25 protein-coding genes are annotated in these 24,793 nt (G+C 49.2%); 23 read left to right on the top strand and 2 right to left on the bottom strand.

Going from position 1 to position 24,793, the window contains the following annotated elements; all coding sequences use genetic code 11:
* Positions 1-21: 21 nt before the first annotated feature.
* The 6 genes from fliN to flhB are packed head-to-tail and all read left to right on the top strand — an operon-like array spanning position 22 to position 3,839.
* Positions 22-429: a flagellar motor switch protein FliN gene (fliN, locus tag ACXAG2_RS08400; protein ID WP_119500572.1), complete on the top strand. Its 408-nt coding sequence runs from the start codon at positions 22-24 to the stop codon at positions 427-429.
* A 28-nt stretch (positions 430-457) separates the two neighbouring features.
* Positions 458-877: a flagellar biosynthetic protein FliO gene (gene fliO / locus ACXAG2_RS08405; RefSeq protein ID WP_474866224.1), complete on the top strand. Its 420-nt coding sequence runs from the start codon at positions 458-460 to the stop codon at positions 875-877.
* Complete coding sequence (fliP, locus tag ACXAG2_RS08410) at positions 864-1,631, top strand: flagellar type III secretion system pore protein FliP (protein ID WP_474865954.1); 768 nt, start codon at positions 864-866, stop codon at positions 1,629-1,631. Before fliO ends, fliP begins: the two co-directional genes overlap by 14 nt.
* 10 nt (positions 1,632-1,641) lie before the next feature.
* Entirely contained in the window at positions 1,642-1,911 is a 270-nt protein-coding gene (gene fliQ, locus ACXAG2_RS08415) for a flagellar biosynthesis protein FliQ (RefSeq protein ID WP_119500574.1), read from the top strand.
* A gap of 12 nt (positions 1,912-1,923) precedes the next feature.
* Positions 1,924-2,706, top strand: a complete 783-nt coding sequence (gene fliR / locus ACXAG2_RS08420; protein ID WP_119500575.1) for a flagellar biosynthetic protein FliR — start codon at positions 1,924-1,926, stop codon at positions 2,704-2,706.
* 8 nt (positions 2,707-2,714) lie between these two features.
* Positions 2,715-3,839, top strand: a complete 1,125-nt coding sequence (gene flhB, locus ACXAG2_RS08425; RefSeq protein ID WP_474844667.1) for a flagellar biosynthesis protein FlhB — start codon at positions 2,715-2,717, stop codon at positions 3,837-3,839.
* Here the strand turns inward: flhB and ACXAG2_RS08430 are convergent.
* Positions 3,829-5,670: a sensor domain-containing diguanylate cyclase gene (locus tag ACXAG2_RS08430; protein ID WP_474865956.1), complete on the bottom strand. Its 1,842-nt coding sequence runs from the start codon at positions 5,668-5,670 to the stop codon at positions 3,829-3,831. The genes flhB and ACXAG2_RS08430 overlap by 11 nt on opposite strands.
* Positions 5,671-5,908: 238 nt before the next feature.
* Here ACXAG2_RS08430 and flhA point away from each other — a divergent pair, with 238 nt between their 5' ends.
* From flhA to ACXAG2_RS08510, 16 genes are all read left to right on the top strand, one after another.
* Positions 5,909-8,011 carry a flagellar biosynthesis protein FlhA gene (gene flhA, locus ACXAG2_RS08435; protein WP_474865958.1) on the top strand — a complete coding sequence of 701 codons (2,103 nt, stop codon included), beginning with the start codon at positions 5,909-5,911 and terminating at the stop codon, positions 8,009-8,011.
* Positions 8,012-8,040: 29 nt separating this feature from the next.
* Entirely contained in the window at positions 8,041-9,486 is a 1,446-nt protein-coding gene (gene flhF / locus ACXAG2_RS08440) for a flagellar biosynthesis protein FlhF (protein WP_474865961.1), read from the top strand.
* Positions 9,483-10,349: a MinD/ParA family protein gene (locus ACXAG2_RS08445; RefSeq protein ID WP_119500580.1), complete on the top strand. Its 867-nt coding sequence runs from the start codon at positions 9,483-9,485 to the stop codon at positions 10,347-10,349. Before flhF ends, ACXAG2_RS08445 begins: the two co-directional genes overlap by 4 nt.
* Complete coding sequence (locus ACXAG2_RS08450) at positions 10,346-11,074, top strand: RNA polymerase sigma factor FliA (RefSeq protein ID WP_474865964.1); 729 nt, start codon at positions 10,346-10,348, stop codon at positions 11,072-11,074. Before ACXAG2_RS08445 ends, ACXAG2_RS08450 begins: the two co-directional genes overlap by 4 nt.
* 47 nt (positions 11,075-11,121) lie before the next feature.
* On the top strand, positions 11,122-11,505 hold the full coding sequence (gene cheY / locus ACXAG2_RS08455; RefSeq protein WP_119500582.1) for a chemotaxis response regulator CheY: 384 nt from the start codon (positions 11,122-11,124) through the stop codon (positions 11,503-11,505).
* A 34-nt stretch (positions 11,506-11,539) separates the two neighbouring features.
* Positions 11,540-12,286, top strand: a complete 747-nt coding sequence (locus ACXAG2_RS08460) for a protein phosphatase CheZ (protein WP_474865966.1) — start codon at positions 11,540-11,542, stop codon at positions 12,284-12,286.
* A 12-nt stretch (positions 12,287-12,298) separates the two neighbouring features.
* Complete coding sequence (locus ACXAG2_RS08465; RefSeq protein ID WP_474865969.1) at positions 12,299-14,584, top strand: chemotaxis protein CheA; 2,286 nt, start codon at positions 12,299-12,301, stop codon at positions 14,582-14,584.
* 25 nt (positions 14,585-14,609) lie between these two features.
* Positions 14,610-15,758 carry a protein-glutamate methylesterase/protein-glutamine glutaminase gene (locus tag ACXAG2_RS08470; protein WP_474865971.1) on the top strand — a complete coding sequence of 383 codons (1,149 nt, stop codon included), beginning with the start codon at positions 14,610-14,612 and terminating at the stop codon, positions 15,756-15,758.
* Between the two features lie 22 nt (positions 15,759-15,780).
* Positions 15,781-16,545: a ParA family protein gene (locus tag ACXAG2_RS08475; RefSeq protein WP_474865973.1), complete on the top strand. Its 765-nt coding sequence runs from the start codon at positions 15,781-15,783 to the stop codon at positions 16,543-16,545.
* A 7-nt stretch (positions 16,546-16,552) separates the two neighbouring features.
* Positions 16,553-17,284, top strand: a complete 732-nt coding sequence (locus ACXAG2_RS08480; protein WP_474865975.1) for a chemotaxis protein CheW — start codon at positions 16,553-16,555, stop codon at positions 17,282-17,284.
* A gap of 17 nt (positions 17,285-17,301) precedes the next feature.
* Complete coding sequence (locus tag ACXAG2_RS08485) at positions 17,302-17,790, top strand: chemotaxis protein CheW (protein WP_474844674.1); 489 nt, start codon at positions 17,302-17,304, stop codon at positions 17,788-17,790.
* A 38-nt stretch (positions 17,791-17,828) separates the two neighbouring features.
* Positions 17,829-18,311 carry a DUF2802 domain-containing protein gene (locus ACXAG2_RS08490; RefSeq protein WP_474865977.1) on the top strand — a complete coding sequence of 161 codons (483 nt, stop codon included), beginning with the start codon at positions 17,829-17,831 and terminating at the stop codon, positions 18,309-18,311.
* Positions 18,312-18,442: 131 nt separating this feature from the next.
* Entirely contained in the window at positions 18,443-19,381 is a 939-nt protein-coding gene (metA, locus tag ACXAG2_RS08495; RefSeq protein ID WP_474865980.1) for a homoserine O-succinyltransferase MetA, read from the top strand.
* A 3-nt stretch (positions 19,382-19,384) separates the two neighbouring features.
* Positions 19,385-20,440 carry a homocysteine S-methyltransferase family protein gene (locus ACXAG2_RS08500; protein WP_474865983.1) on the top strand — a complete coding sequence of 352 codons (1,056 nt, stop codon included), beginning with the start codon at positions 19,385-19,387 and terminating at the stop codon, positions 20,438-20,440.
* Between the two features lie 9 nt (positions 20,441-20,449).
* Positions 20,450-23,074 carry a methionine synthase gene (gene metH, locus ACXAG2_RS08505; protein WP_474865985.1) on the top strand — a complete coding sequence of 875 codons (2,625 nt, stop codon included), beginning with the start codon at positions 20,450-20,452 and terminating at the stop codon, positions 23,072-23,074.
* Between the two features lie 24 nt (positions 23,075-23,098).
* A complete protein-coding gene (locus ACXAG2_RS08510) occupies positions 23,099-23,689 on the top strand; it encodes a DUF938 domain-containing protein (protein ID WP_474851055.1) in 591 nt (196 codons plus the stop codon).
* Between the two features lie 51 nt (positions 23,690-23,740).
* Here ACXAG2_RS08510 and ACXAG2_RS08515 read toward each other — a convergent pair whose 3' ends face one another.
* A complete protein-coding gene (locus ACXAG2_RS08515; protein ID WP_303574355.1) occupies positions 23,741-24,196 on the bottom strand; it encodes a hypothetical protein in 456 nt (151 codons plus the stop codon).
* Between the two features lie 192 nt (positions 24,197-24,388).
* Between ACXAG2_RS08515 and ACXAG2_RS08520 the strand changes: the two genes are divergently transcribed.
* On the top strand, positions 24,389-24,754 hold the full coding sequence (locus ACXAG2_RS08520) for a hypothetical protein (RefSeq protein WP_474844680.1): 366 nt from the start codon (positions 24,389-24,391) through the stop codon (positions 24,752-24,754).
* Positions 24,755-24,793 lie beyond the last annotated feature (39 nt).

Below are 24,793 nucleotides of genomic sequence, written 5' to 3' on the forward strand. Positions count from 1 at the left end.
TCTTAGTAAGAGGGCAAAGTCATGAGTGATAATGACGGAATGGACGACTGGGCCGCAGCCATGGCCGAGCAGGCTGATGCTGAAGCTGGCGAAGGTGAAGGTGGTGATGACGTTCAGGTTGCTGAGTTAGATGAGCTGACCGATGATGCGCCGATTACTCAGGAAGAGAAAAAGAAACTCGATACCATTTTAGATATTCCTGTGACCATTTCTATGGAAGTGGGACGCAGCCAGATAAGCATCCGTAACCTGCTACAATTGAACCAGGGTTCCGTGGTCGAGCTGGACAGGGTGGCCGGTGAACCACTGGATGTTCTGGTAAATGGCACGTTGATTGCTCATGGAGAGGTAGTAGTGGTCAACGATAAGTTTGGTATTCGGTTAACGGATGTTATCAGTCAAATCGAGAGAATCAAAAAGCTTCGCTAAAACGCTTTCTAAAACAGGGGGTTGCATTCTGCTGCCCCTGTTATTTAGCCATCAGGCCTGTGCTCAAAGCACCCAGTCAATAACTAATCCCACGTCTGTACTGTCAATTTTCCTGTCATTGCTGGTGGTTGTCGGCATTATATTTTCCCTCGCCTGGCTTATGCGCCGGTTTAATGTCACTCATGCTGCGAACGGGCAGATGAAAGTGGTTGCCAGCATGATGGCCGGTGCCAAAGAGCGCATTATGGTTATTCAGGTGGGTGACGAGCAGCACCTCATCGGCGTTACTGCTCACAACATCAATCATCTCAGTAAACTGGAAACGCCATTAGCACCTGCCGGAAACGGACAGGAGAGTAACGGTGCCGATTTTCGTCAGAAACTGGTTAAAGCTATGGCTGGCGCCATGAATCCGGCAGTGAAAGGAGAGGGCAATGATAAGCAATAAATGGTTGTGCCGTTTTCTGACACTCTGTCCGGTATTATTTCTTCTGGCTCTGCCAGCCAGTGCCCAGCAGGGGATTTCTGCTGTCACTGTGACCACCAATGCGGACGGCACGCAGGATTATTCAATGACGTTGCAGGCATTGTTCATCATGTCTGCGCTGAGCCTTATTCCTGCGTTTATTATGATGATGACGTCATTTACCCGTATTATCGTAGTGTTATCCATTCTCCGTCAGGCCATTGGCCTGCAGCAGTCTCCTTCCAATCAAATCCTTATCGGCGTGAGCCTGTTTCTGTCTATGTTTATCATGACACCGGTGTTTGAAGAGGTAAACGAGCGCGCTCTGCAACCTTATCTGAACGAGGAAATGACCTCCCGCCAGGCGCTGGAAGAAGCGGCAGAACCCATGCGGGCGTTTATGTTGTCACAAACCCGGGTGAAAGATCTGGAAACCTTTGTCCGTATTGCCGGCGATGAAGATAAGTATGATGAGCCTGCAGATGTGCCGCTGACCATTCTGATCCCGTCATTCGTGACCAGCGAGCTGAAAACCGCATTTCAAATCGGCTTCATGTTGTTTATTCCATTCCTCATTATTGACCTGGTGGTGGCATCCATTCTTATGGCGATGGGTATGATGATGCTGTCGCCGATGATTGTTTCACTGCCCTTCAAATTAATGCTGTTTGTACTGGTGGATGGCTGGAATCTGATATTCGGCACCCTGGCAACCAGTTTCGGCATGGGCGTTTAGGAGACAACACATGACACCTGAAGTCTTTGTTCAGATTCTCCGTGAATCCATGTTTATGGTTATCCTGCTGGTGTCTGCGGTGATTGTGCCCAGCATGATTGTAGGTCTGATTGTGGCAGTATTTCAGGCGGCCACATCAATTAACGAACAGACAATGAGTTTCCTGCCCAGACTTATCGTGACCTTGCTGGCACTGGCGTGGGGAGGTAACTGGCTGGTGGAGCAACTGATGGACTTTACCTTTCATATGGTCAATCAAATCCCACAGGTCGTCGGGTAAAGGTTACGTTCCGTGAACGTGGATTTATCTACCATTAATCAGTTTCTGGCTGATATGTTGCTGCCGTTTATGCGCATCAGCGGCATGTTTGCAGCCATGATTGGATTAAGTGCCAAATCTATCCCCCAGTCGGTGAGAGCCCTGCTGGCTATCTTTCTGACCCTGGTGATTATGCCGGTCGTTAAACCGGTACCCGTGGACGATTTGGTCGGCGTAGGATCTTTTCTGATGGTTATTCAGCAGTTGCTGATTGGAATCGCCATCGGGTTTATTTCTATGATGGTCCTGAACACCTTTGTTCTGGCAGGTCAGATCATCGCCATGCAAACCGGTCTGGGGTTCGCCTCCATTGTCGATCCGGTAAACGGAATTAACGTGCCGGCAGTCGGTCAGTTTTATCTCATCCTGGCGACGTTGCTGTTCTGGACCGTTGACGGCCATCTGGCCATGATCCAGATGATTGTTATCAGCTTTGATGCGTTTCCCATCGGCGAAGCCTGGTGGACAGCAGATCAGTTCCGCGATATCGCAGAATGGGGCGGCTGGATGTTTGTGTCTGCGATTACGTTATCGCTGGCGCCTATCGTGTCACTGCTGATCGTGAACCTTGCGTTCGGGGTGATGACCAAAGCATCGCCACAGTTAAATATTTTCAGCATTGGTTTTTCCATTGCACAAATCATGGGGTTAATCATTATCTGGATTACCCTCGATAATTTTACGTCCCACTTTGCCACCCAGTGGCAACGTGCTCAGCAATTCATGTGCGAGTTGCTGATGATCTGTCCCGTGTGAGGTAGACGATGGCTGACGAACAGGAAAAAACAGAAGACCCCACGGGGAAAAAACTCGACGACGCACGAAAAAAAGGCCAGCTGGCCCGGTCCAGAGAGTTATCTACGACACTGGTTCTGGTGGTCAGTGGCGTCATGTTTCTTGTCATGGGAGGCACCATCGCACAGGCTATTTTCGGCATGATGAAAAACATGTTCCAGCTTTCCCGCGACCAAACCTATGACGCAACTCACATGTTTGGTGCCTGGGTTTATGGTTTTTCTGCGGTGGCAGCGCCTGTTTTACTGTACATGGTCGTGGCGATGGCCGCCGGTATTTACGGCTCTATCGCGCTGGGCGGATACAATTTCACCTGGGAATCGGCGTCGCCGAAAATGAATAAGCTGAATCCGCTAAACGGCTTTAAGCGCATGTTCGGTATTAATGGCCTGGTGGAACTGCTTAAGTCCATTGCCAAGTTTTTCGTTATCGGTTCCATGGCACTGGTATCGTTAATGTACTTTCAGGATGAAGCACTGCATCTTGACCTTGAGCTGTACCCGAATAATTTGTTCCACGCACTGAATATGCTCGAATGGGCGTTTTTCCTGCTGACACTGGGCATGATCCCCATCGCTATTTTTGATGTGCCGTACCAGCTGTACAAGCACAACAAAGAAATGAAAATGTCAAAGCAGGAGGTGAAAGACGAACGTAAAAATGCCGAGGGTGATCCTCAGGTGAAAGGACGTATACGTCGCCTGCAATATCAGGCAGCAGCCCGCCGGATGATGCAGGAAGTACCGAAAGCGGATGTGGTTGTGACTAACCCGACGCACTATTCCGTGGCGCTTAAATACGATGATAACGGCGGCAGAGCGCCTGTGGTGGTGGCAAAAGGAATTGATGAACTGGCCATGCACATCCGTAAAATTGCCGGTGCCCATGAAGTGCCTGTTGTACCTTCACCTATGCTGGCAAGGGCTATTTATTATTCCACTGAAGTTGAGCATGAAATTCCCCATAAATTGTTCATGGCGGTGGCACAGGTATTGGCGTATGTGTATCAGTTGCGGGCGTTTAAAGCCGGTAAGGGCAAACGGCCTAAGCCACTTAAGAAAGACTTGCCGATCCCACCTGAACTCAGACGGTAAACCCGTCAGTGCTTTTATCCACAGCAATGATGGCGTCGCGGCCTTTTTCTTTGGCCTGATATAATGCTTTGTCGATGGCTTCCAGTTCTGCGGCCATTGTATCCGGTCCGGTAACGTATCCTATTCCGCCGGATACCGTGAGCGGGCCCAATGCATAGGGAAGGGCATTTCCGGCCGCTTTGAGGGCTGCTCTGAATTTGTCTGTAGCAGCTTTTGCTTCTGTAATATCCGCATCAGGAAATATGAGTAAAAATTCTTCACCGCCTATTCTGCCTGTAATATCGGTTTTTCTGAAATTGTCTCTGACCAGAGCACCAAAGGTGCGTAATACTTCATCACCGGCAGCGTGACCAAAATTATCATTTACCTGTTTAAATAAATCGATATCGAGCAGCGCGACAGCTAGTTTCTTGCCGCAGGCCCCGGCGATGTCAGCCTGCTCTTCCAGTAATTTAAAGGTATGCTGGCGGTTAAGAAGAGATGTCAGGCTGTCAGTCATCGCAATTTGCTCCAGTTTATGCTGATACCTGGCGCGCTTTTTCTGCAAAATAACCAGTGCCACGCACAGACTGAAAAGTAAAACGAGCGCCGATATCATAAAGAAGCCCCGCTGGCGCTCGGTTTTTATGCGCAACTCCTGAGCTTTCGTCATCGCTTTGAGGGCGGCATTTTCCTGATTTTTCTTATCAACGTCGAAAAGAGTCTGCAGTTTGAACAGCTTTTCAGCACTGATTTCATTCAGGCGCTTTACTTGTTTATTGCGTGCGTCTTCAAGAGTTTGATAAGCCTCGCTGTAGTTGCCTAACGCCGCCTGAATTCTTGATTCCAGTAACCGTGACTCAATCATTTCTTTGGGCGTAGCGGATGCGGAGATCGTTTCTGCGCGGGCCAGAGTATCCAGTGCGGTGCCGAAGTTGCCGGTATGATAATGGGCATTTGATAAGCCCCGTAAAATGTCCCCGTAATACTGTTCAGACGGCAGTATTTCCTGAATCGCCGTTAAGTGCTGGTAAATAGCCAGTGCCTCTGCAAAGGCTTTCTTTTTCATCAGCCTGTCAGCGTCAAGAAGTTGTAATTCAACCTGTGCGTTTTTGTCTGCCAGTTCACGGGCAATGGTCATCGCTTCGTCAAAGTAACGCTGCCCTGCAATTTCGTCGCCCGTTGAGAAGTAAGAAAGAGCAAGCTTGTGTAACAGGTTTTGCTGATTAACCCGGTTGTTCCTGGTGATGGCAAATTCCAGTGCCTCCTGCAAATAGGGAAGGGCATTGTCGTACTGTTCAGCCTGCTGAAATACCGATGCAATAAGACCGGCTATGTGAGCAGGCGGGATTTGAGTAGCGTTCTCCGATGCAATTCTGTGGGCAATGATCAGCTTTGTCAGCGCGGCCTCACGATTTTGTAATGATTGCTGAATTAATCCTTCCGTCATTAATGCACCGATGTAGAGCTGGGTGACAGTCTGCTGCTGCGCCCACTCACTGACGACAGCAACATAATGCAGCGCCAGTACCTGGCGGTCTGTTTTTTCGTATAGTTGCGATTTTTGCAGCAGTAAACGGTGATAGAGCAACGGTTCGCCTATTTGATCTACGTTTTCAAGCCCTTGTTCCAGAAGAGACTCTGAGCGGCTGAAATCACCCAGTTTCATGTAAAAGTACGACAGCAGATATTGAATAGTGGCAGGCGTATATTCGGGCAGGACATCATCAAGCATCTCTTCCAGACCGAGCACGGTTTCCTGCGGGTGCTGATGAAAAGACTTAATGACGCGGATAACCGCATCGTCGGGCGCAGATACCTGTGCCGGTGCCGCAAAGGTGCAATAAGACATACATATCAGGCCTGTTGCGGCGACAACAGGGAAAATAGTGTTCTTAAATGCAATACGTCGCTGTTTTAACAGGTATTCCGGCACATGATGTCCTGAACATGTCTCATCCGGTTTAACTATAGTTCAAAAAACACTGACGGGCGCACGCAGACAAACATTTTCAAACTGGCACATTAGTTGAACTGACACTGACAGACACGAAGTAAGCGTCAATTTTCTGTTAGCGAGAGCAAATTTTATGCAGCTATCCGGCTATCTGCAGCGGTTCGACAAAAACCAGGTTCAAAATATCACCAGTGGTTTGGGGGCGCCTGTCGTTTTGCTGGCGATTATGGGTATGGTTATTTTGCCAATGCCGCCCTTTCTGCTCGATGTTCTTTTCAGTTTTAACATCGCCCTCAGTCTGGTCATTATTCTTGTAGCTGTATTTACCCAAAAGCCGGTGGATTTCGGTATATTCCCCCTGGTTTTGCTGATTGCTACGGTGTTGCGGCTGGCATTGAATGTTGCCTCGACGCGGGTCGTTTTGCTGTATGGTCATGAAGGCGGCGATGCTGCGGGGAAGGTAATCGAGGCCTTCGGAGCCGTGGTTATTGGTGGTAACTATGCGGTGGGTGTGGTGGTATTCGCCATCCTGCTCATTATCAACTTCAAAGTAGTGACAGCCGGTGCCGGCCGTATATCTGAAGTTAGCGCCAGATTTACACTTGATGCCATGCCCGGTAAGCAAATGGCCATTGATGCCGATTTGAATGCCGGCTATATCGATCAGGATGAAGCCCGCAAGCGCCGTGAAGAAATCACTGCAGAAGCAGACTTCTATGGTTCGATGGACGGTGCGTCAAAATTCGTTAAAGGTGACGCGGTAGCCGGTTTGTTCATCATGATGATTAACATCGTCGGTGGTTTATTTATCGGCATGATTCAGCATGACTTGTCCTTCGGAAATGCGCTGGAAGTTTACACTATTCTGACCATCGGTGACGGTCTGGTTGCCCAGATCCCATCCCTGTTGTTGTCGGTGGCAACGGCAATTATCGTCACCCGCGAAAACGAAACTCAGGAAATGGGTAAGGAAATCCGGACACAGCTGGGTAATCAGCAGGCTCTGTATATTGCCGCAGCGGTGCTGTTTGTCATGGGTATTGTGCCCGGCATGCCCCACGTGGCCTTTCTGGGATTCTCTGCTATTGCTGCCGGTTATGCATACTGGCAGGGTGTGCAGGCGAAGAAAGCGGCAGAAAAACCGGCTGTGCCGGCCAAAATGGAAGGCGGTGCTGACCAGCCTGCTCCGGAAATTAAAGAGCTGGGTTGGGATGACGTACAGCAGGTTGACACTATCGGCCTTGAAGTCGGTTACCGGCTCATTCCGCTGGTGGATAAATCACAGGGCGGCGAATTGCTGACCCGTATAAAAGGTGTGCGGAAAAAACTGTCTCAGGAACTGGGCTTTCTGGTTCCGCCGGTGCACATCCGCGATAATCTTGATCTCGACCCGAATGCTTACACGATCTCCATGCTGGGTGTGACCATCGGCGATGCGCAAATCAGTCATGATGAAGAGCTGGCGATTAACCCCGGGCAAGTGTTCGGTAAGCTGGAAGGACGGGCGACTAAAGACCCCGCTTTCGGACTGGATGCCGTGTGGATACGGCCGAATCAGCGGGAGCATGCGCAAACCCTTGGTTACACAGTAGTGGATGCGGCCACCGTGGTAGCGACACATCTTAGTCAGTTACTCAGCAACAATGCCTACCAGTTACTCGGTCATGAAGAAGTTCAACAACTTCTCGATATGCTGGCGAAATCCAGTCCTAAGCTGGTGGAAGGGCTGGTACCCGATATTCTGCAGCTGAGCACCGTAGTAAAAGTACTGCAAACCTTGTTGTTCGAAGGCGTTCCCATCCGCGATATGCGTACTATCGTTCAAACCTTATCGGAATACGGCCCCCGCAGTCAGGATCCGGATGTGCTGGTATCGGCAGTGCGTATTGCGCTGAAGCGTTTGATTGTGCAGGAAATCAGTCAGGGAGCGAAAGAAGTGCCTGTCATAACTCTGGCACCAGAGTTGGAACAGATGTTGCACCAGTCACTTCAGGCAGGTGGAGAAGACGGCGCCGGCATCGAACCGGGACTGGCCGACCGGCTCCAGCAATCCCTGCAACAGGCCGCACAACAACAAGAACTGAATGGCGAGCCTGCGGTACTGTTGACGTCAGGCATGTTAAGACCTGTGCTGTCACGCTTCCTGAAGTATTCGGTAGCTGGCCTGCATGTGTTGTCTTATCAGGAAATCCCTGATGACAAACAAATCAAAATTGTCAGCTCTGTGGGTCAATAATCTGACACCGGGTGAGTGAAGAGGTTGAGATGAAAATCAGACGGTTTTTTGGCAAAGATATGCGGGAAGCATTAAGCCAGGTAAAAGCAGAATTGGGCAGTGACGCCGTAATCATGTCGAATCGCAAAGTGGCAGACGGTATTGAACTGGTCGCCGCTTACGATAAAGAGCCAGAAGCAAAAATAAAACTCAACACCCGCCATGACGCAGGTAAGCCTGCTGCACAGAATGCGACGCCAAGCCTCAGCGAAATTATCGGTGACGACGGTCCGGATACTTTACGGGCGTTACTTGAAAAGCAGGCTGCAGAAAGAGCAGCGGCTGCCAGAAGTGAACGTCAGAACCCTGCAGTTTCTCCTGCACCACAAACATCGTCTGCCTTCGCCGGAGATACCCGTGGAGTCAATTCACAACCCGCTGCATCTCACAACGAAGAGGCATTTTCATTTGCGGATGTATTTTCTGCAAAAGAACCCAAGCCTGCACCGGTATCTCAAATGAACCCCGACTTTAAAGCGGCGGAAAGTCAGCAGTCTGCCGGTGCCCCTGCCAGTGAGCTGGATGCGATAAAAGAGGAACTGGCTTCTCTTCGCAGCGTTTTACAATATCAGGTCGCAGACTTGATGGATGCTAAAAAGCAGCGTCAGCGTCCCGTACACAGCTATCTGACTCAGTGTTTAACCGGTATGGGGCTGAGTGCTTCACTGGCTGAGCAACTGGTGCACTACACCCCTTCTCAATACACCGAGCGGGAAGCGTGGATTTACCTTCTCAACCTTTTGGCTAATCGCCTTAATGTTTCCGGTAATGATATCCTGACCCAAACCGGTGTGGTTGCTCTTGTTGGTCCAACGGGAACTGGCAAAACCACGACTGTTGCTAAATTAGCAGCACGCTATGCGCAAAAATACGGTGCTGATCAGGTGGCTATGATCACTATCGATACCTACCGTATTGCCGCTTATGAGCAGCTGGCAACGTATGGCAAAATTATTGGCTGTACCACAAGGAAGGCGCAAAGCAGTGAAGAATTAGCCGAACTTCTCTTCCAGTTACGCCATAAGCGTCTAATATTAGTAGACACGGCTGGTTTTAGTCAGCGCGACAGTCGTTTAATTAAGCAACTTGGTCAATTTAATCACGGACAAATGCAACCTGTCCGTAAATACCTGGTTGCGCAGGCAAATACCCAATATCCTGCATTGCAACGCATCATTGAAGCGTATAATTCCGTTAAGCTTGACGGATGTATCTTCACGAAAGTTGATGAATGCTACAGTTTGGGTGAGGTTTTAAGTGTTGCTGTTGAACAGCAATTGCCAGTTAGTTATGTGACCGACGGGCAGCAGGTACCTGAAGATATTAAAGTTGCTGATGCAAAATCTCTCGTATCTGCCGCTGCAAAGCTTTATAAAAAGTACGGTTTGAATCATACTAAGCGTAATCATGAAGTTAATTCAGTTCAGGCAGTATGATCGAAGATCAAGCGAGTAGCTTACGAAAGATGAATCAATCACGCCTCATAAAGGTTATTGCCGTTACCGGCGGCAAAGGTGGTGTTGGTAAAACCAACATTACATTAAACACGGCGATTGCTATGGCCAAGCAAGGTAAGCGGGTCATGGTACTCGATGCCGATTTAGGATTAGCGAACGTTGACGTCATGCTGGGTCTGCGTGTTGAGAAGAACCTTTCTCACGTATTATCCGGTGAATGCACACTTGATGATGTTCTGGTAACCGGACCTCACGGTATTAAAATCGCTCCGGCGACTTCAGGTACTCAGGCAATGACTGAGTTATCGCCCACTGAACATGCCGGATTAATCCGTGCTTTCAGTGAGTTGCGGTCGCAGATTGACGTGCTGATTGTAGATACCGCTGCCGGTATTTCCGATATGGTACTGAGTTTCTCCCGTGCCTCGCAGGACATCATGGTCGTGGTTTGTGACGAACCGACTTCTCTGACCGATGCCTATGCACTGATTAAAATATTGAACCGTGAACACGGCGTGTTCCGGTTCAAAATAGTGGCAAACATGGTTCGGGACATCCGTGAAGGGCAGGAATTATTCAGTAAATTATCAAAAGTGACAGGCAGATTCCTGGATGTGGCACTAGAATTGGTGGCAACTGTGCCTTTCGACGAAAATATTCGTCGGGCAGTCAGAAAGCAAACCGCTATTGTGGATGCATTTCCCGGTTCTCCTGCGGCCGTCGCGATTAGTCAGTTAGCCACCAAAGCGCTTAACTGGCCGGTACCGGCTCAGCCGGGTGGTCACCTGGAATTTTTCATTGAACAACTGGTGACGAAGCAAGCAGTAGGAAGCCAACGTTGAATAGTAAAGCGGCAGCTTACCAGCAGCAGACCGACAAGTCGCAGCTGGTCGAGCGCCATGCATCCCTTGTAAAACGTATTGCCCATCACCTGATGGCGCGTTTGCCTGCCAGTGTGCTGGTGGATGACCTGATTCAGGCAGGGATGATCGGATTGCTGGAAGCAGCCAGAAATTTCGACGGCTCGAAAGGGGCCAGTTTCGAAACCTTCGCAGGTATCCGTATTCGTGGTGCTATGCTGGATGAAATCCGTAAGGGCGACTGGACACCCCGTTCAGTGCATAAAAATAGCCGTGCTATTACGGAAGCCATAACACAAGTTGAAAGAGAAACTGGCAGAGACGCGCGTGATACAGAAATTGCTGCTAAGCTAAGTGTCAGTATTAATGATTATCATCAAATGCTTAACGAGGTGAATGCCGGTAAACTTGTCGGTATTGAAGACCTGGGTGTGTCAGAAGATGTAATCAGCACAGAACAGAATAAAGGTAATGATTCACCCCTCGAAGATTTAATGCAGGGGGCGTTTCAAAAGGCGTTGGCGCATGCCATCACAACATTACCTGAACGGGAAGCAATTGTACTGTCCCTGTACTATGATGAAGAACTGAATTTACGTGAAATCGGTGAAGTTCTTGAAGTCAGTGAGTCAAGGGTCAGCCAGATTCATAGCCAGGCCATGTTAAAACTAAAAGCCCGAATGCAATCATGGCAGGCAGAAGAATAAAACATACTAATATTAATAACGATTGATAATCCTCACCGGAGGCTATTTTGGACAAGAGTATGAAAATTCTTGTAGTAGACGACTTCTCTACTATGAGACGAATCATAAAGAACCTGCTTAAAGATCTTGGATTTTCCAATATTCAGGAAGCTGACGATGGAAGTACGGCCCTCCCCATGCTCCAGCAAGGCGACTTTGAATTTGTCGTGACAGATTGGAACATGCCAGGTATGCAGGGTATCGACCTGTTACGCGCTATTCGTGCAGACGACAAACTCAAGCACTTGCCAGTATTAATGGTGACAGCTGAAGCGAAAAAAGAGCAAATCGTTGCTGCAGCACAGGCAGGTGTGAACGGATATGTTGTGAAGCCTTTCACAGCCGCTACACTTAAGGAAAAACTCGACAAGATTTTTGAGCGTTTAGGTTGATCCAGCCGCTCCCGCCAGAGAAGAGGATTACTGGATGTCTCCTACTAAAAAAGTCCCTATTTCGCTCGAAGAAGCAAAACAGCTGGTAGCATATCTTGAGCAGGGCGATGACGACTCCGCCAGCGCCCTGCTTGAAGCCGTATCTGCCAAAGAGTCTGTCGAACTTTTTGCTGAAGTTGGCAAACTTACCCGTCAACTTCATGACGCCCTCAACACCTTCCAGTTAGACGAGCGTATTGCTGGTCTGGCTAATGATGATATTCCTGATGCGCAAACGCGTCTCACCTACGTAATTGAAGAAACTGAAAAAGCGGCTAATACTACAATGGACGCTGTAGAGTCCTGTATGCCCATTGCTGAATCTTTATCAGACCGGATCAATGCTATTGAGCCTGAATGGCAAAAGCTTATGACCCGTCAGATTGAGCTCGGTGAATTCAAGAGTTTATGTATGGATATCGACGCCCTGTTTAAGGACATGTCGAAAGATTCTTCTAAACTTAACAGCCTTTTGACCGAAGTATTAATGGCACAGGGTTATCAGGATTTGACAGGCCAGGTTATTCGCAGAGTGATTGACCTGGTGAAAGAAGTCGAAGACAGCCTTGTGAACATGCTGACCGTGTTCGGTGAACGGGATGCACCTGTTAAAGCACAGAGCACCACGAACAAGCCGGACGCTGTTGAAGCGGAAGGGCCAATCATGAACGCTGAGAAGCGGGATGACGTAGTACAAGGCCAGGATGATGTGGATGATCTCCTGTCGAGCCTTGGTTTTTAGGGGAGCGAATGAATGTCGTTTGATGTTGATGAGGATATATTACAGGACTTTCTGGTCGAAGCCGGAGAAATCCTGGAACAATTACAGGAACAGTTAGTTGACTTGGAGAATAATCCGGAAGACGCTGACCTCCTCAACGCGATTTTCCGTGGATATCACACGGTAAAAGGTGGCGCAGGTTTCTTATCTCTGACTGAACTGGTTGAGATTTGTCACGGCGCAGAAAACGTCTTTGACGTAATGCGTAATGGCCAGCGTACATTGACGCCGGAATTAATGGATGTCATTCTGCAAGCGACAGACGTCGTAGTGGAAATGTTTGAGCGGGTAAAAGCCCGTGAACCACTCGAAGCCGCTGATTCAAATCTTGTTGATGTTTTGCATAAGTTGAGCAAGCCAGAAGCCCCCGGCGAAAATATTTTTGGCGGGGAAACGGCAGCACCGGCAGAAGAAGTGCCGGTAGCAGAAGAACCTGAGCTGATAGTTGAAGAGGTACCGGTTGTACCGGAAGCCGCAGCTGTTGCAGAGCCTGCCGGTGATAACAGCATTGAAGATATCAGCGAAGATGAATTTGAAGCATTACTGGACCAGCTGCATGGTTCCGGTGCGCCCGGCAGACCGTCGGCAGATGCACCTGCAAAGCCAGCTGCACCTGCGCCCGCTCCGGCAGCAGCGGCAGGCGGAGATGGTGAAGATATCACCGATGATGAATTTGAGGCTCTGTTAGACGAGCTTCACGGTAAAGGACAGTTTGGTGGCGATGCCGCACCTGCCGCTACACCAGCGGCAGCAGCTCCGGCAGCGGAACAGGCTGCATCCGGTTCTGACGGTGACGAAATCACCGATGACGAATTTGAAGCTTTGCTTGACCAGTTACACGGTAAAGGTCAGGGACCCGGCATTGCCGGTGGTGTTGAAGTCGACACTCAGGCAACCAAAGCCGTTCAGGCTGCCAAAGCGGAACAGTCTAAACCTGCAGAGCCTGCCAAGCCGGCTCAACCTGCTAAAGCTGCGGCACCTGCTCCGGCCGCAAAATCGGCTCCGGCTGCGCCAGCCGCACCCGCTGCACCTTCAAAGCCCGCAGCGCCTGCTGCCAAAGCTGCACCTAAAAAAGAAGAAAAAGCCCCGCAGGCAGAAACTACTGTTCGGGTAGACACCAAACGCCTTGACCAGATTATGAATATGGTCGGTGAGTTGGTGCTGGTTCGTAACCGCTTGTTAAGTCTTGGTATCAATACCAATGACGAAGATATGTCGAAGGCTATCGCGAACCTGGATGTGGTGACCGGTGATCTTCAGGGCGCGGTAATGAAAACCCGCATGCAGCCCATTAAGAAAGTCTTCGGGCGTTTCCCCAGGGTTGTCCGCGACCTTGCCCGTAGCCTGAAAAAAGAAATTACCCTTGAGCTTGAAGGGGAAGAAACGGATCTGGATAAAAACCTGGTTGAGGCACTGGCCGATCCCCTGGTTCACCTGGTGCGTAATTCCGTCGACCATGGTATTGAAATGCCGGATGACCGTGCTAATGCGGGTAAACCGCGCATGGGTACAGTGAAACTGGCAGCATCACAGGAAGGCGATCATATCCTGCTTACTATCACCGATGATGGTAAAGGGATGGATCCGGAAAAGCTGAAAGAAATCGCTATCAGTCGTGGTGTGCTTGATGCTGATGCGGCCGCCCGTATGTCTGACGTGGAAGCATTTAATTTGATATTCGCGCCGGGCTTTTCAACCAAGACAGAGATCAGTGATATCTCCGGTCGTGGTGTGGGCATGGACGTGGTTAAAACCAAAATCAACCAGTTGAATGGTACCGTAAACATTGATTCTCATCTGGGCAAAGGTACCCGGTTAGAAATCAAAGTACCGTTAACGCTGGCAATCCTGCCAACTCTGATGATTGTTGTCGGTCAGCAAACCTTTGCATTGCCATTGGGCGCTGTTAACGAAATTATCAACATGGACATCAAGAAAACCAATACGGTAGATGGTCAGTTGACGATGATCGTCCGCTCTAAGGCTATCCCGTTATTCTTCCTTGGTGAATGGCTTATCCGCGGCCCGAAAAATATCGAGAAAGAAAAAGGTCATGTTGTTGTAGTACAAATTGGTACGCAGCAGGTGGGCTTCGTGGTGGATGCACTGATTGGTCAGGAAGAAGTGGTGATCAAGCCACTGGATGCCTTGTTACAAGGTACACCGGGTATGGCTGGTGCAACCATTACGTCGGATGGCGGAATCGCATTAATCCTTGATATCCCGAGTCTGCTTAAGCGATATGCGCGCAGGTCATAGTCGCAATTAAAGGAACATCATTACTATGGCTTTTAAAGTCCTTGTTGTGGACGATTCGACGTTTTATCGTCGTCGTGTACGCGAAATTCTGGATGAGGACAGAGAACTCGAGGTTGTTGGCGAAGCCAAAAACGGTGAAGAAGCACTGGATATGCTGATGAAGTTGTCACCCGATGTGGTGACAATGGATGTGGAAATGCCGGTTATGGACGGTATTTCCGCTGTAAAAGCGATCATGCAGAAACGCCCTGTACCTATTCTCATGTTTTCGTCTCTGACACATGCCGGCGCGCAGGCAACTCTGGATGCGCTTGAGGCCGGTGCGCTGGATTTTCTGCCGAAAAAATTTGAGGAAATTTCTAAAGAGCGTAAAGAAGCTGTTGGCTTACTACGGACCAAGGTACGTTTACTGGCGCGACGGGGAGTTGGCATACGCCGCCCTGTTATCTCCAGAAAAGAGCCTGTGGCAAAGCCCGCTCCTCCAATGCCTGCCAATGCCCCCAAGTCGACGTTTTTTAAAAGCTCGTCTATTCTCACCGGACGTACTGAAACTGCATCCCAGCCTACTGTTTCTAAAGTTAAGGCATCAGGAAAGCGGTATAAATGTCTGGCCATCGGGGCTTCTACAGGCGGTCCTGTGGCACTGCAGAAAGTGCTGTCAGGGCTGCCGGCTAACTTTCCTTATCCGATTTTATTGGTTCAGCATATGCCCGGCACGTTTACAAATGCGTTTGCCCAGCGGCTGAATAATAATTGCGAGATTTCGGTAAAAGAAGCTGAGCATGGGGATATTCTTAAACCCGGTTGTGCTTATCTTGCACCCGGGGGCAAGCAAATGGTGGTGGAGTCTATATCACTGCCAAATATTGTTATCCGTGATGCCCATGAACATGAGAAAGATACCTACAAACCCAGTGTGGATATTACACTTAACAGTCTGGTGGATATTTACGGCGGCGATGTACTGAGTATTATTCTGACGGGCATGGGATCTGATGGACGTGAAGGCTGTGAAGCACTTCACCTTAAAGGCGCCAAAGTGTGGGCGCAGGATCAGGACACCTGTGTGGTATACGGTATGCCACAAGCGGTAGCGAAAGCGAACATCGCAGAAAAGAGCATAGCCATTGATAATATCGCTTCGTGCATACTCACGGAAATGATGCAGAAATAGTTCAGTCAGCAGGAGTTGAAGGTTGAAAATATGGACGATTGCTAACCAGAAAGGCGGGGTAGGGAAGACCACTACCACCGTGACGCTGGGCGGCATTCTGGCGCAACAGGGAAAGCGCGTTCTGCTTGTTGATACCGACCCTCATGCATCGCTGAGTTACTATTTCGGTATGGATGCCGAGGAGCTAAATGCTTCTGTTTACGATATTTTTATTAATCATGAACAGATTACTGCCGATAGAGTGCTTGACTGTTTATGTCCGACAAAATTAGACAGTCTGTATATTTTGCCTGCCTCAATGGCACTTGCCACGCTGGACAGGCAAATGGGTATGCAAAACGGTATGGGGCTTATTCTCAAAAAAGCACTGGATACTGTACGCAACGAATTTGACTACGTATTGCTGGATTGTCCGCCGGTTCTGGGCGTGTTGATGGTTAATGCGCTGGCTGCATGCCATAAAGTCATTGTGCCCGTGCAGACCGAATTTCTGGCATTAAAGGGCCTTGACCGGATGATCCATACACTTGAGATTATGGGTCGTTCGTTAAGAAAAGAATTTGATACATTGATAGTGCCGACTATGTTTGACCGCCGGACTAATGCGGCCATCCAGGCACTACAAAAACTGAACGAAGATTACGGTGATAAGGTTTGGCACGGGATGATTCCTGTGGATACCCGCTTCCGTGATGCCAGCCAGGCGCAGTCGCCTGCGTCTGTTGTCTATCCGAAAGCACGGGGCGTTTACGCCTACACCAAATTGTTAGATGAACTGGAGCAGTGAGTCACCTATGAGTAAAAGTACGCCCTTCGCCCGCGAAGATGTGATGCAGGCGTATCTCGACAGCTTGTTACAAAGTCCGGAAGATCCGGCTGAAGTAACGGCTAACACTGCCCGTTTGCTGGAACAGGCCACGGCGGACATTATCGCCAAAGAACCTGTGGTTGCTCCTGTGGCTGAGCCGGTCATAGCGCCGCCAGCCACTAATGATGTTACGGAGACGGCCGTTGAACAACTGAGCGGGGCAGTACCTCCGCCGGTCAAAACCACGCCTGTGAAAGACATGCTGGAAAATCGTTTTCAGGCATTGTTTTTTGAAGTGGCGGGGTTAACGCTGGCTGTACCGCTTATCACTTTAGGTGGCATTCACCGGATTGAAAAAGTGGGTGGGCTGATAGGAAAACCCAAATGGTTCAAGGGCGTAATGCTTCATCGTGATCAAAAAATAAACGTTGTCGATACTGCAATGTGGGTTATGCCAGAAAAATACGACCAAAATCTCGCAGAAACGCTAAACTATCAGTATCTTATTATGTTAGGGGACAGTTTGTGGGGCTTAGCCAGCGACAAACTGGTCAACACCGTTACATTGACCAGGGACGAGGTAAAATGGCGTGAGTCAGGAGGCAAGCGTCCATGGTTAGCGGGCATGGTAAAAGAAAAAATGTGTGCGTTAATAGACGTATATCAGTTAATCGCAATGCTAAATAGCGGCTTAGGCAGTAACGATCAGACGCCATAGCCCGGGGAGCCAGGTTCATGAATGACAAGAGCACAACGAATAACGCGCCGGATAACGATCAGGTGCTTCAGTGGGTTACCTATCGTTTAGGTGACGAAACTTACGGTATTAACGTAATGCAGGTTCAGGAAGTCTTACGCTATACCGAAATTGCGCCTGTTCCCGGTGCACCGGATTATGTGTTAGGCATTATCAATCTGCGTGGTAATGTTGTGACGGTTATTGATACCCGCGCCCGCTTTGGCCTTATGCCAACCGATATGACCGACAACACACGGATTGTAATTATTGAATCCGATGAGCAGGTTGTCGGCATCCTGGTAGACAGCGTTGCCGAAGTGGTTTATCTGAAATCATCTGAAATTGACAGTGCGCCTAACGTGGGTACTGAAGAGAGCGCCAAGTTCATTCAGGGCGTGAGCAACCGTGATGGTGAATTGCTGATTCTTGTAGATCTTAATAAGCTTCTCAGTGATGATGAGTGGGATGAACTGAGCAGTCTGTAATGTCATGCAGCGCCTGCTAATCCGGCGGGCGCTTGTCAATGCCTGTATCTTCGCTGCGCTGTTCAGCGCGCGCTATTATCAAAGGGAGAAAACACATCAATATGGACGTGCCGGCACTATCTTTACTCGCTGTTGCTACAGGGTTACTCGCCGTCATTGCTGTTATATGGATGTATTTTTTCTTCAACCGTCAGTTTAAAGAACTCGACGATACTGTCCGCTATCAAAAAGAACACATCGATACCCTGCAACTGGAAATTAATGACCTGGAAAACCAGAACGGTGAAATGCAAACCCGTTCAATGGTACAGGGCAAACACATGCGGGAGCTGGCAGATCAATGCACACAACTCGAAAACCAGTTACGTGAAGTAAAAAGTCAGGACCCGTCCATGCGCTTATATACCCGCGCCGCTGAGCTGGTCAAAGCCGGCGCTGACGTCGAAGAGGTGATGCAAGCCTGCGACCTGCCCCGTGCAGAAGCCGAGCTGCTTATCAGCATGCATCGTCAACGCAGTTAACGGTAAGTTTCTCTCTTTTACCAGAGTTAGATGAATGTGTTGAGCCGTTTAGACGTCCAGCCGTAAGGATGTTGACATCTATCGGGATTCAGCCACAATAACGTTATTATCCGTTAATTGTTGGAGCTGCCATGCCTATTTGTATTCCCGAACAACTTCCCGCGCAGGATGTGTTGTCAGGTGAGAATATCTTCACTATGGACAGCACCCGCGCAGCGACGCAGGATATTCGCCCCATGGAAGTGGGGATCCTGAATCTCATGCCCAATAAAATTGAAACGGAAGTGCAAATCTTACGTTTGCTGTCTAACACACCTCTGCAGGTGAACGTGAACCTGATCCGCGTAGACAAATTAGCGCCAAAGCACACGCCACAATCTCACATGGACGCCTTCTATCACGACTTTTCTGAAATTGCTGATAAGAAATACGACGGTTTAATCGTGACAGGTGCACCGCTGGCTCACCTGCCTTATGAGGAAGTGAAATACTGGGATCAGATGACAGAAATTTTGGAGTGGGCGCAACGTAATGTGCAGTCCACACTCTATCTGTGCTGGGCTGCTCATGCGGCGATGTATCATTTTTACGGCGTGCAGAGAAAACTCAGAGAAACCAAACTTTCTGGTGTGTTTGAGCATAAAGTGCTCGATCCTTATAACGAGTTGCTGAGAGGTTTCGATCCGGTTTTTTATGCGCCTCATTCCCGTTTCGGGTATATTGACTCCGGTGAATATAACAGTGTTGAAGGTTTGAAGGTCATTACGGAATCTGATGAGGCGGGTGCATACACCATCGCATCTGAAGATAAGCGTATGGTGTTTGTTACCGGGCATCCTGAATACGACCCGGAAACTCTGCATGACGAGTATTTCCGTGATTTACAGGCGGATACCCATCCGGCAGTGCCGGCTAACTACTTTACAGACGATGACCCCGCAAAAGAGCCTTTAGTTCGCTGGCGCTCCCATGGTAGTCTGCTGTTCAATAACTGGCTGAACTACTATGTTTATCAGACAACACCTTATGATTTGAGTCAGCTGGCTGAGAAACCCCGGCCAAAGAGGTAATAAGTGACATCAGGTACAAAACAACAACTTCTGGATGCAGCGGCAAAACGCGTTTTGATTCTGGACGGTGCCATGGGTACTATGATTCAGGAGCATAAACTGGAAGAAGCCGATTATCGTGGTGAGGCATTTGCTAACTGGCATTGCGATTTAAAAGGCAATAACGATTTGCTGGCGATTACTCAGCCGGACATTATTTATAATATCCATTGTGCTTATCTTGAAGCCGGTGCAGATATCATTGAAACCAATACGTTCAATGCTACCACCATCGCCATGGCTGACTACGACATGGAAGCGCAGTCGAAAGACATTAACCTTGCTGCTGCTAAGCTGGCCCGTAAAGCCTGTGATGAGTTTACTGCAAAAACACCGGATAAGCCCCGGTATGTGGCAGGGGTCCTCGGTCCCACAAACCGCACAGCATCGATATCACCAGATGTTAACGACCCCGGCAAGCGGAATGTAACCTTTGATGAGCTGGTAGAAGCCTACATCGAGTCCACAGAAGCGCTGTTAGATGGTGGTTCAGATATCATCTTAATAGAAACTATCTTTGATACCCTGAATGCCAAAGCGGCAGTATTCGCGGTAGAAACCGTATTTGAGAAACGTGGTGAGCGCGCACCGGTGATGGTATCAGGTACCATTACCGATGCATCGGGCAGAACCTTGTCAGGACAAACTGCTGAAGCCTTTTACTATTCCATGCGTCATGTATCGCCGGTTTCCATGGGCCTCAACTGTGCACTGGGTCCGGATTTACTTCGTCAGTACGTTGAAGAAATCAGTAATATTTCTGAATGCCTGGTCTCGGCTCACCCCAATGCCGGTTTACCCAATGAGTTTGGTGAATATGATTTGGGCGCAGAAGAAATGGCAGCACACATTAAAGAATGGGCAGAGTCCGGTCTGGTGAATGTGGTAGGTGGTTGTTGCGGCAGTACACCTGAACATATCCGTGCCATGGCAGAAGCGGTAAAAGACGTGAAACCACGTACCGTGCCGGTTTTTGAACCTAAAATGCGCCTTTCCGGGCTAGAACCTTTTGTTCACTAAGGTGTTATTGTGACAGCAGAGTTTTCAACCTTTATTAATGTCGGTGAACGGACAAACGTTACCGGATCGGCCGTATTCAAACGCTTAATTTTAAATGCTGAGTACGAGAAGGCCCTCGATGTAGCCCGCCAGCAGGTGGAAAACGGTGCGCAGGTGATAGACATCAACATGGACGAAGCCATGTTAGATTCTGTTGAGGCCATGCGTACGTTTTTGAACCTCATTGCTTCAGAACCTGATATTTGCCGTGTTCCGATTATGATTGACTCTTCAAAGTGGGAAGTCATTGAAACCGGACTCAAGTGCGTTCAGGGAAAGGCGATTGTGAACTCAATCAGCCTGAAAGAGGGAAAAGAGCAGTTTGTTCATCAGGCTAAACTGATCAAGCGCTACGGTGCCGCAACGGTGGTCATGGCGTTTGATGAAACCGGCCAGGCCGATACCAAAGCGCGCAAAATTGAGATTTGTCAGCGCAGCTATAAGGTGCTCACCGAAGAAGTCGGATTCCCGCCGGAAGATATCATTTTCGACCCGAATATTTTTGCTGTCGCGACGGGCATTGAAGAACATAACAATTATGCGGTGGACTTTATCGAGGCCACCCGTGTAATCCGTCAGACTTGTCCTTACGCACATATCAGCGGTGGACTATCAAATATTTCATTCTCGTTCCGGGGCAATAACCCGGTACGTGAAGCCATGCACTCGGTGTTTTTGTATCACGCTATCCGCGCGGGTATGGATATGGGCATTGTGAATGCCGGTCAGCTGGAAGTGTATGATCAGATCCCAGAAGAACTCCGTGAAGCAGTGGAAGATGTGATCCTGAACCGTCGGGAAGACGGCACGGAGCGTCTGCTGGACATCGCACCCAAATATCAGGGGGATGGCAAAGCCGCGGCGGCAGAAGATCTCACCTGGCGTGAGCAGCCGGTGAACAAGCGGCTTGAACATGCGCTGGTCAAAGGTATCACCGATTACATCATTGAAGATACTGAAGAAGCCCGGCTGGCGGCTGAACGTCCCCTTCATGTGATTGAAGGGCCGTTAATGGACGGCATGAACGTGGTCGGCGACCTGTTCGGTGAAGGTAAAATGTTCCTTCCTCAGGTGGTGAAGTCTGCCCGGGTGATGAAAAAAGCGGTTGCTCACCTGCAACCGTTTATCGAAGCAGAAAAGGACGGCAAGTCATCGAGTAACGGTAAAATCCTGATGGCCACCGTTAAAGGCGACGTGCACGATATCGGCAAGAACATCGTCGGCGTAGTACTGCAATGCAACAATTTCGAAGTAGTAGATTTGGGCGTCATGGTGCCCTGCGCTACGATTTTGCAGGTGGCCAAAGACGAAAACGTGGATATGATCGGGTTATCCGGTCTTATAACCCCGTCGCTGGACGAAATGGTACACGTGGCTAAAGAAATGGAGCGCCTGGGGTTAGATTTACCACTGCTTATAGGCGGTGCGACGACATCCAAAGCCCATACTGCGGTGAAAATTGAGCAAAACTACAGCCATCCGGTCGCTTATGTACCTAATGCAAGCCGCGCCGTGGGTGTGTGCCAGAAGCTGATTAACCCTGAGTCCCGCAAAGTCTTTGAAAAAGAGCTGTCAGACGAATATGGAAAAGTACGGGCCCAGCATGCCCGGAAACAACCCCGCAGTAAGCCGGTTACGCTGGCAGAAGCACGGGCAAATGCGTATAAGCCGGATTTTTCTGTTCTGCCTGTAAAGCCCAAAACGCCGGGCGTAACACCTGTGTCCGTCGATTTGGCGACATTAAGAGATTATATCGACTGGACACCGTTCTTTTTGACCTGGTCACTGGCCGGTAAATTCCCCCGCATTCTTGATGATGAAGTGGTGGGAGAGCAGGCGAAAGAACTGTATGCCGATGCCAATAAAATGCTGGATAAAGTCATTGCTGATGGCAGTCTGCAGGCAAAAGGAGTAATTGGTTTATTCCCTGCTAACCGGGTTGGCGACGACATTGAAATTTATCGGGATGATAACCGCGATGCCGTGCTGGGCGTGTCCCGTCACTTGCGTCAGCAAACGTTAAAAGACAAGTTTGCGAATTATTGTCTGGCAGACTTCGTTGCTGAGAAGCAAAGTGGTATTGCTGACTACATCGGTGCGTTCGCTGTTACCGGCGGGATCGGTGAAGATGAACTCGCTGAGTCCTACAATAAAGCCGGAGACGATTACAACGCTATCATGGTGAAAGCTGTGGCTGACCGTTTGGCAGAAGCGTTTGCCGAATATCTGCACGAGCAGGTGAGAAAAGACTACTGGGGCTTTGCGCCTGATGAGCATTTCGACAACGATGCGCTCATCCGCGAGAAGTATCAGGGGATCCGTCCTGCGCCCGGTTATGCAGCCTGTCCTGAACACACTGAGAAGCAGCTAATTTGGGATTTGCTCGATGCCGAAGCGCATACCACCATGAAGCTGACAGAAAGTTACGCTATGTGGCCGGGAGCAGCAGTATCAGGCTGGTATTTCTCGCACCCTGAATCCAAATATTTCGCTGTGGCAAAAATCCAGCGTGATCAGCTTGAAGATTACGCACAGCGCAAAGGCTGGAGCACAGAAGAAGCTGAAAAATGGTTAGCGCCGAATCTGGATGATTAACCCGCCTGACAGCCGGAGTCCCTTATGACTGATGAACTGCCTTTCTCACAGGCATGCGAAAATAACAAAGGGCCCATTTCTGCCATTTTGGAAGTGGCCCTGAGTCAATGTAAGCGTGTGCTTGAGGTGGGTAGTGGCACTGGACAGCATGCGGTGCACTTTGCACCCTTGTTACCTCACCTGATATGGCAGACCAGCGATCAGCCCCGGTATCACGAAGGGGTACTGAAATGGATAGCTGCGTACCCGTCTGAAAATCTGTTACCTCCGCTTAACCTGACCGTGGGCAAAGACAGGTTGCCTTTTTCTGAATATGACGGTGTTTATTCAGCGAATACTGCTCATATTATGCAGAAAGCCGAAATTAAAATGATGATGCAGAGCCTGTCTGAATCACTGCCGCAAGGTGCAGTATTTTGCCAGTATGGCCCGTTTACCGACAACGGTGCATTCAGCAGCGAGAGTAACAGAGAGTTTCATCAGCATCTGATAGCCAGTGGCTATGGCGGTTACCGGGATATACAGGAATTGCAGGCATGGGCGCCGGCACTCACGCTGGAGAACATCCATGAAATGCCGGCCAATAATTTGTTATTGCAGTGGGTAAAAAACTGAACGCCGGGTCTGTTCAAAAATCATTGAAAAACGGTGCTCCGGCACCGTTTTTTATGTCGTCAAATCAATTCTTTTTTCTACAATAACAGGCACACCGTTACGCACTGCAGAAATGCGCACTCTTACCCGTTTATCGTCGCCGCTGCCACTGCGATACTGAATTTGCTTGTCTTCTTTCAGGCGGGTGAGATAAAGACTGTCTCTTCCCATTATTCTTACGCCTTTGCCGGCAATAATGTCAGCTTTCACATTATGATAATCAGGGTGGACTTCATAGCTCAGTAACAGGTTGGCGCGGTTAAAGGCATCATTAGACACTGACAGCGAAACCTGGATAGGGGCCTGTACCGGCGGACTGAAATGCTGCAACATGACCGGATGCAACGCAGGCTTCAGCGGCGGAAACTGAGGAATATTATTTTCCGTCGGCTCATGGAACTGACAGCTTATCGCATCGGCCGCCATTAAGCTGAGAATGGCTGTCAGACAGTAAATTTTTTTGTTCATAGTGAGGGCTCTGATTAAGTAATAAAGGCGTATGTGCGCCGGTCCTGAGCCTGAAAATGCAAAGCATGAACCCGTTGTCAGTGGCAAACTGCTTTGGTTCTGCAAAAGAATTAATTTATTATATTTCTACTGTATAACCTTAAACCAGCAAAGCCGGAGGGTAAAGTGCTACCGGTTAAGCTTTATCGATGAATGATTAACATCCGACGTATTTTCAGCCGTTTCAGAGCGCAACCCGTAGCGGCGGTGGTGGTGGCAGGAACTGACTATCCGTCATACCAGCTGGCGACCAGAATTCAGCAAAATCCTGCGTTTCATCTGGCTTATTTTATGAATGAAGAGCCCTGGCATCACCGCACCTTTATACTGGGTGTTGAACTGCGTTACGCCAGTGAGCTGCTTTCTCTGGTGAAAAAACACGATATAAAAGCCGTGTTTTGTGCCTGCGAAGATGATTATCACAGTTGGCTTTCAGATATGGGAACGGCGTTGACCCAACATCATTGTCAGGTATTGCTGTGCCGCCCGGGTGAAACGCCGCAACTGCCAGCCGTTTAAAGCGTATCTGTCAGTTTCTTTTTAATTGGCATGCTGCCC

Source organism: Alteromonas sp. ABH4_456 (assembly GCF_056160645.1).

What these genes read in the sequence shown, in the direction of transcription:
- fliN (WP_119500572.1), top strand. Translation starts at nt 22, where the DNA reads ATGAGTGATAATGACGGAATGGACGACTGGGCCGCAGCCATGGCCGAG.
- fliP (WP_474865954.1), top strand. Translation starts at nt 864, where the DNA reads ATGATAAGCAATAAATGGTTGTGCCGTTTTCTGACACTCTGTCCGGTA.
- fliQ (WP_119500574.1), top strand. Translation starts at nt 1,642, where the DNA reads ATGACACCTGAAGTCTTTGTTCAGATTCTCCGTGAATCCATGTTTATG.
- flhB (WP_474844667.1), top strand. Translation starts at nt 2,715, where the DNA reads ATGGCTGACGAACAGGAAAAAACAGAAGACCCCACGGGGAAAAAACTC.
- ACXAG2_RS08430 (WP_474865956.1), bottom strand. Translation starts at nt 5,670, where the DNA reads ATGTCTTATTGCACCTTTGCGGCACCGGCACAGGTATCTGCGCCCGAC.
- flhA (WP_474865958.1), top strand. Translation starts at nt 5,909, where the DNA reads ATGCAGCTATCCGGCTATCTGCAGCGGTTCGACAAAAACCAGGTTCAA.
- flhF (WP_474865961.1), top strand. Translation starts at nt 8,041, where the DNA reads ATGAAAATCAGACGGTTTTTTGGCAAAGATATGCGGGAAGCATTAAGC.
- ACXAG2_RS08445 (WP_119500580.1), top strand. Translation starts at nt 9,483, where the DNA reads ATGATCGAAGATCAAGCGAGTAGCTTACGAAAGATGAATCAATCACGC.
- ACXAG2_RS08460 (WP_474865966.1), top strand. Translation starts at nt 11,540, where the DNA reads ATGTCTCCTACTAAAAAAGTCCCTATTTCGCTCGAAGAAGCAAAACAG.
- ACXAG2_RS08465 (WP_474865969.1), top strand. Translation starts at nt 12,299, where the DNA reads ATGTCGTTTGATGTTGATGAGGATATATTACAGGACTTTCTGGTCGAA.
- ACXAG2_RS08470 (WP_474865971.1), top strand. Translation starts at nt 14,610, where the DNA reads ATGGCTTTTAAAGTCCTTGTTGTGGACGATTCGACGTTTTATCGTCGT.
- ACXAG2_RS08480 (WP_474865975.1), top strand. Translation starts at nt 16,553, where the DNA reads ATGAGTAAAAGTACGCCCTTCGCCCGCGAAGATGTGATGCAGGCGTAT.
- ACXAG2_RS08485 (WP_474844674.1), top strand. Translation starts at nt 17,302, where the DNA reads ATGAATGACAAGAGCACAACGAATAACGCGCCGGATAACGATCAGGTG.
- ACXAG2_RS08490 (WP_474865977.1), top strand. Translation starts at nt 17,829, where the DNA reads ATGCCTGTATCTTCGCTGCGCTGTTCAGCGCGCGCTATTATCAAAGGG.
- metA (WP_474865980.1), top strand. Translation starts at nt 18,443, where the DNA reads ATGCCTATTTGTATTCCCGAACAACTTCCCGCGCAGGATGTGTTGTCA.
- ACXAG2_RS08510 (WP_474851055.1), top strand. Translation starts at nt 23,099, where the DNA reads ATGACTGATGAACTGCCTTTCTCACAGGCATGCGAAAATAACAAAGGG.
- ACXAG2_RS08515 (WP_303574355.1), bottom strand. Translation starts at nt 24,196, where the DNA reads ATGAACAAAAAAATTTACTGTCTGACAGCCATTCTCAGCTTAATGGCG.
- ACXAG2_RS08520 (WP_474844680.1), top strand. Translation starts at nt 24,389, where the DNA reads ATGATTAACATCCGACGTATTTTCAGCCGTTTCAGAGCGCAACCCGTA.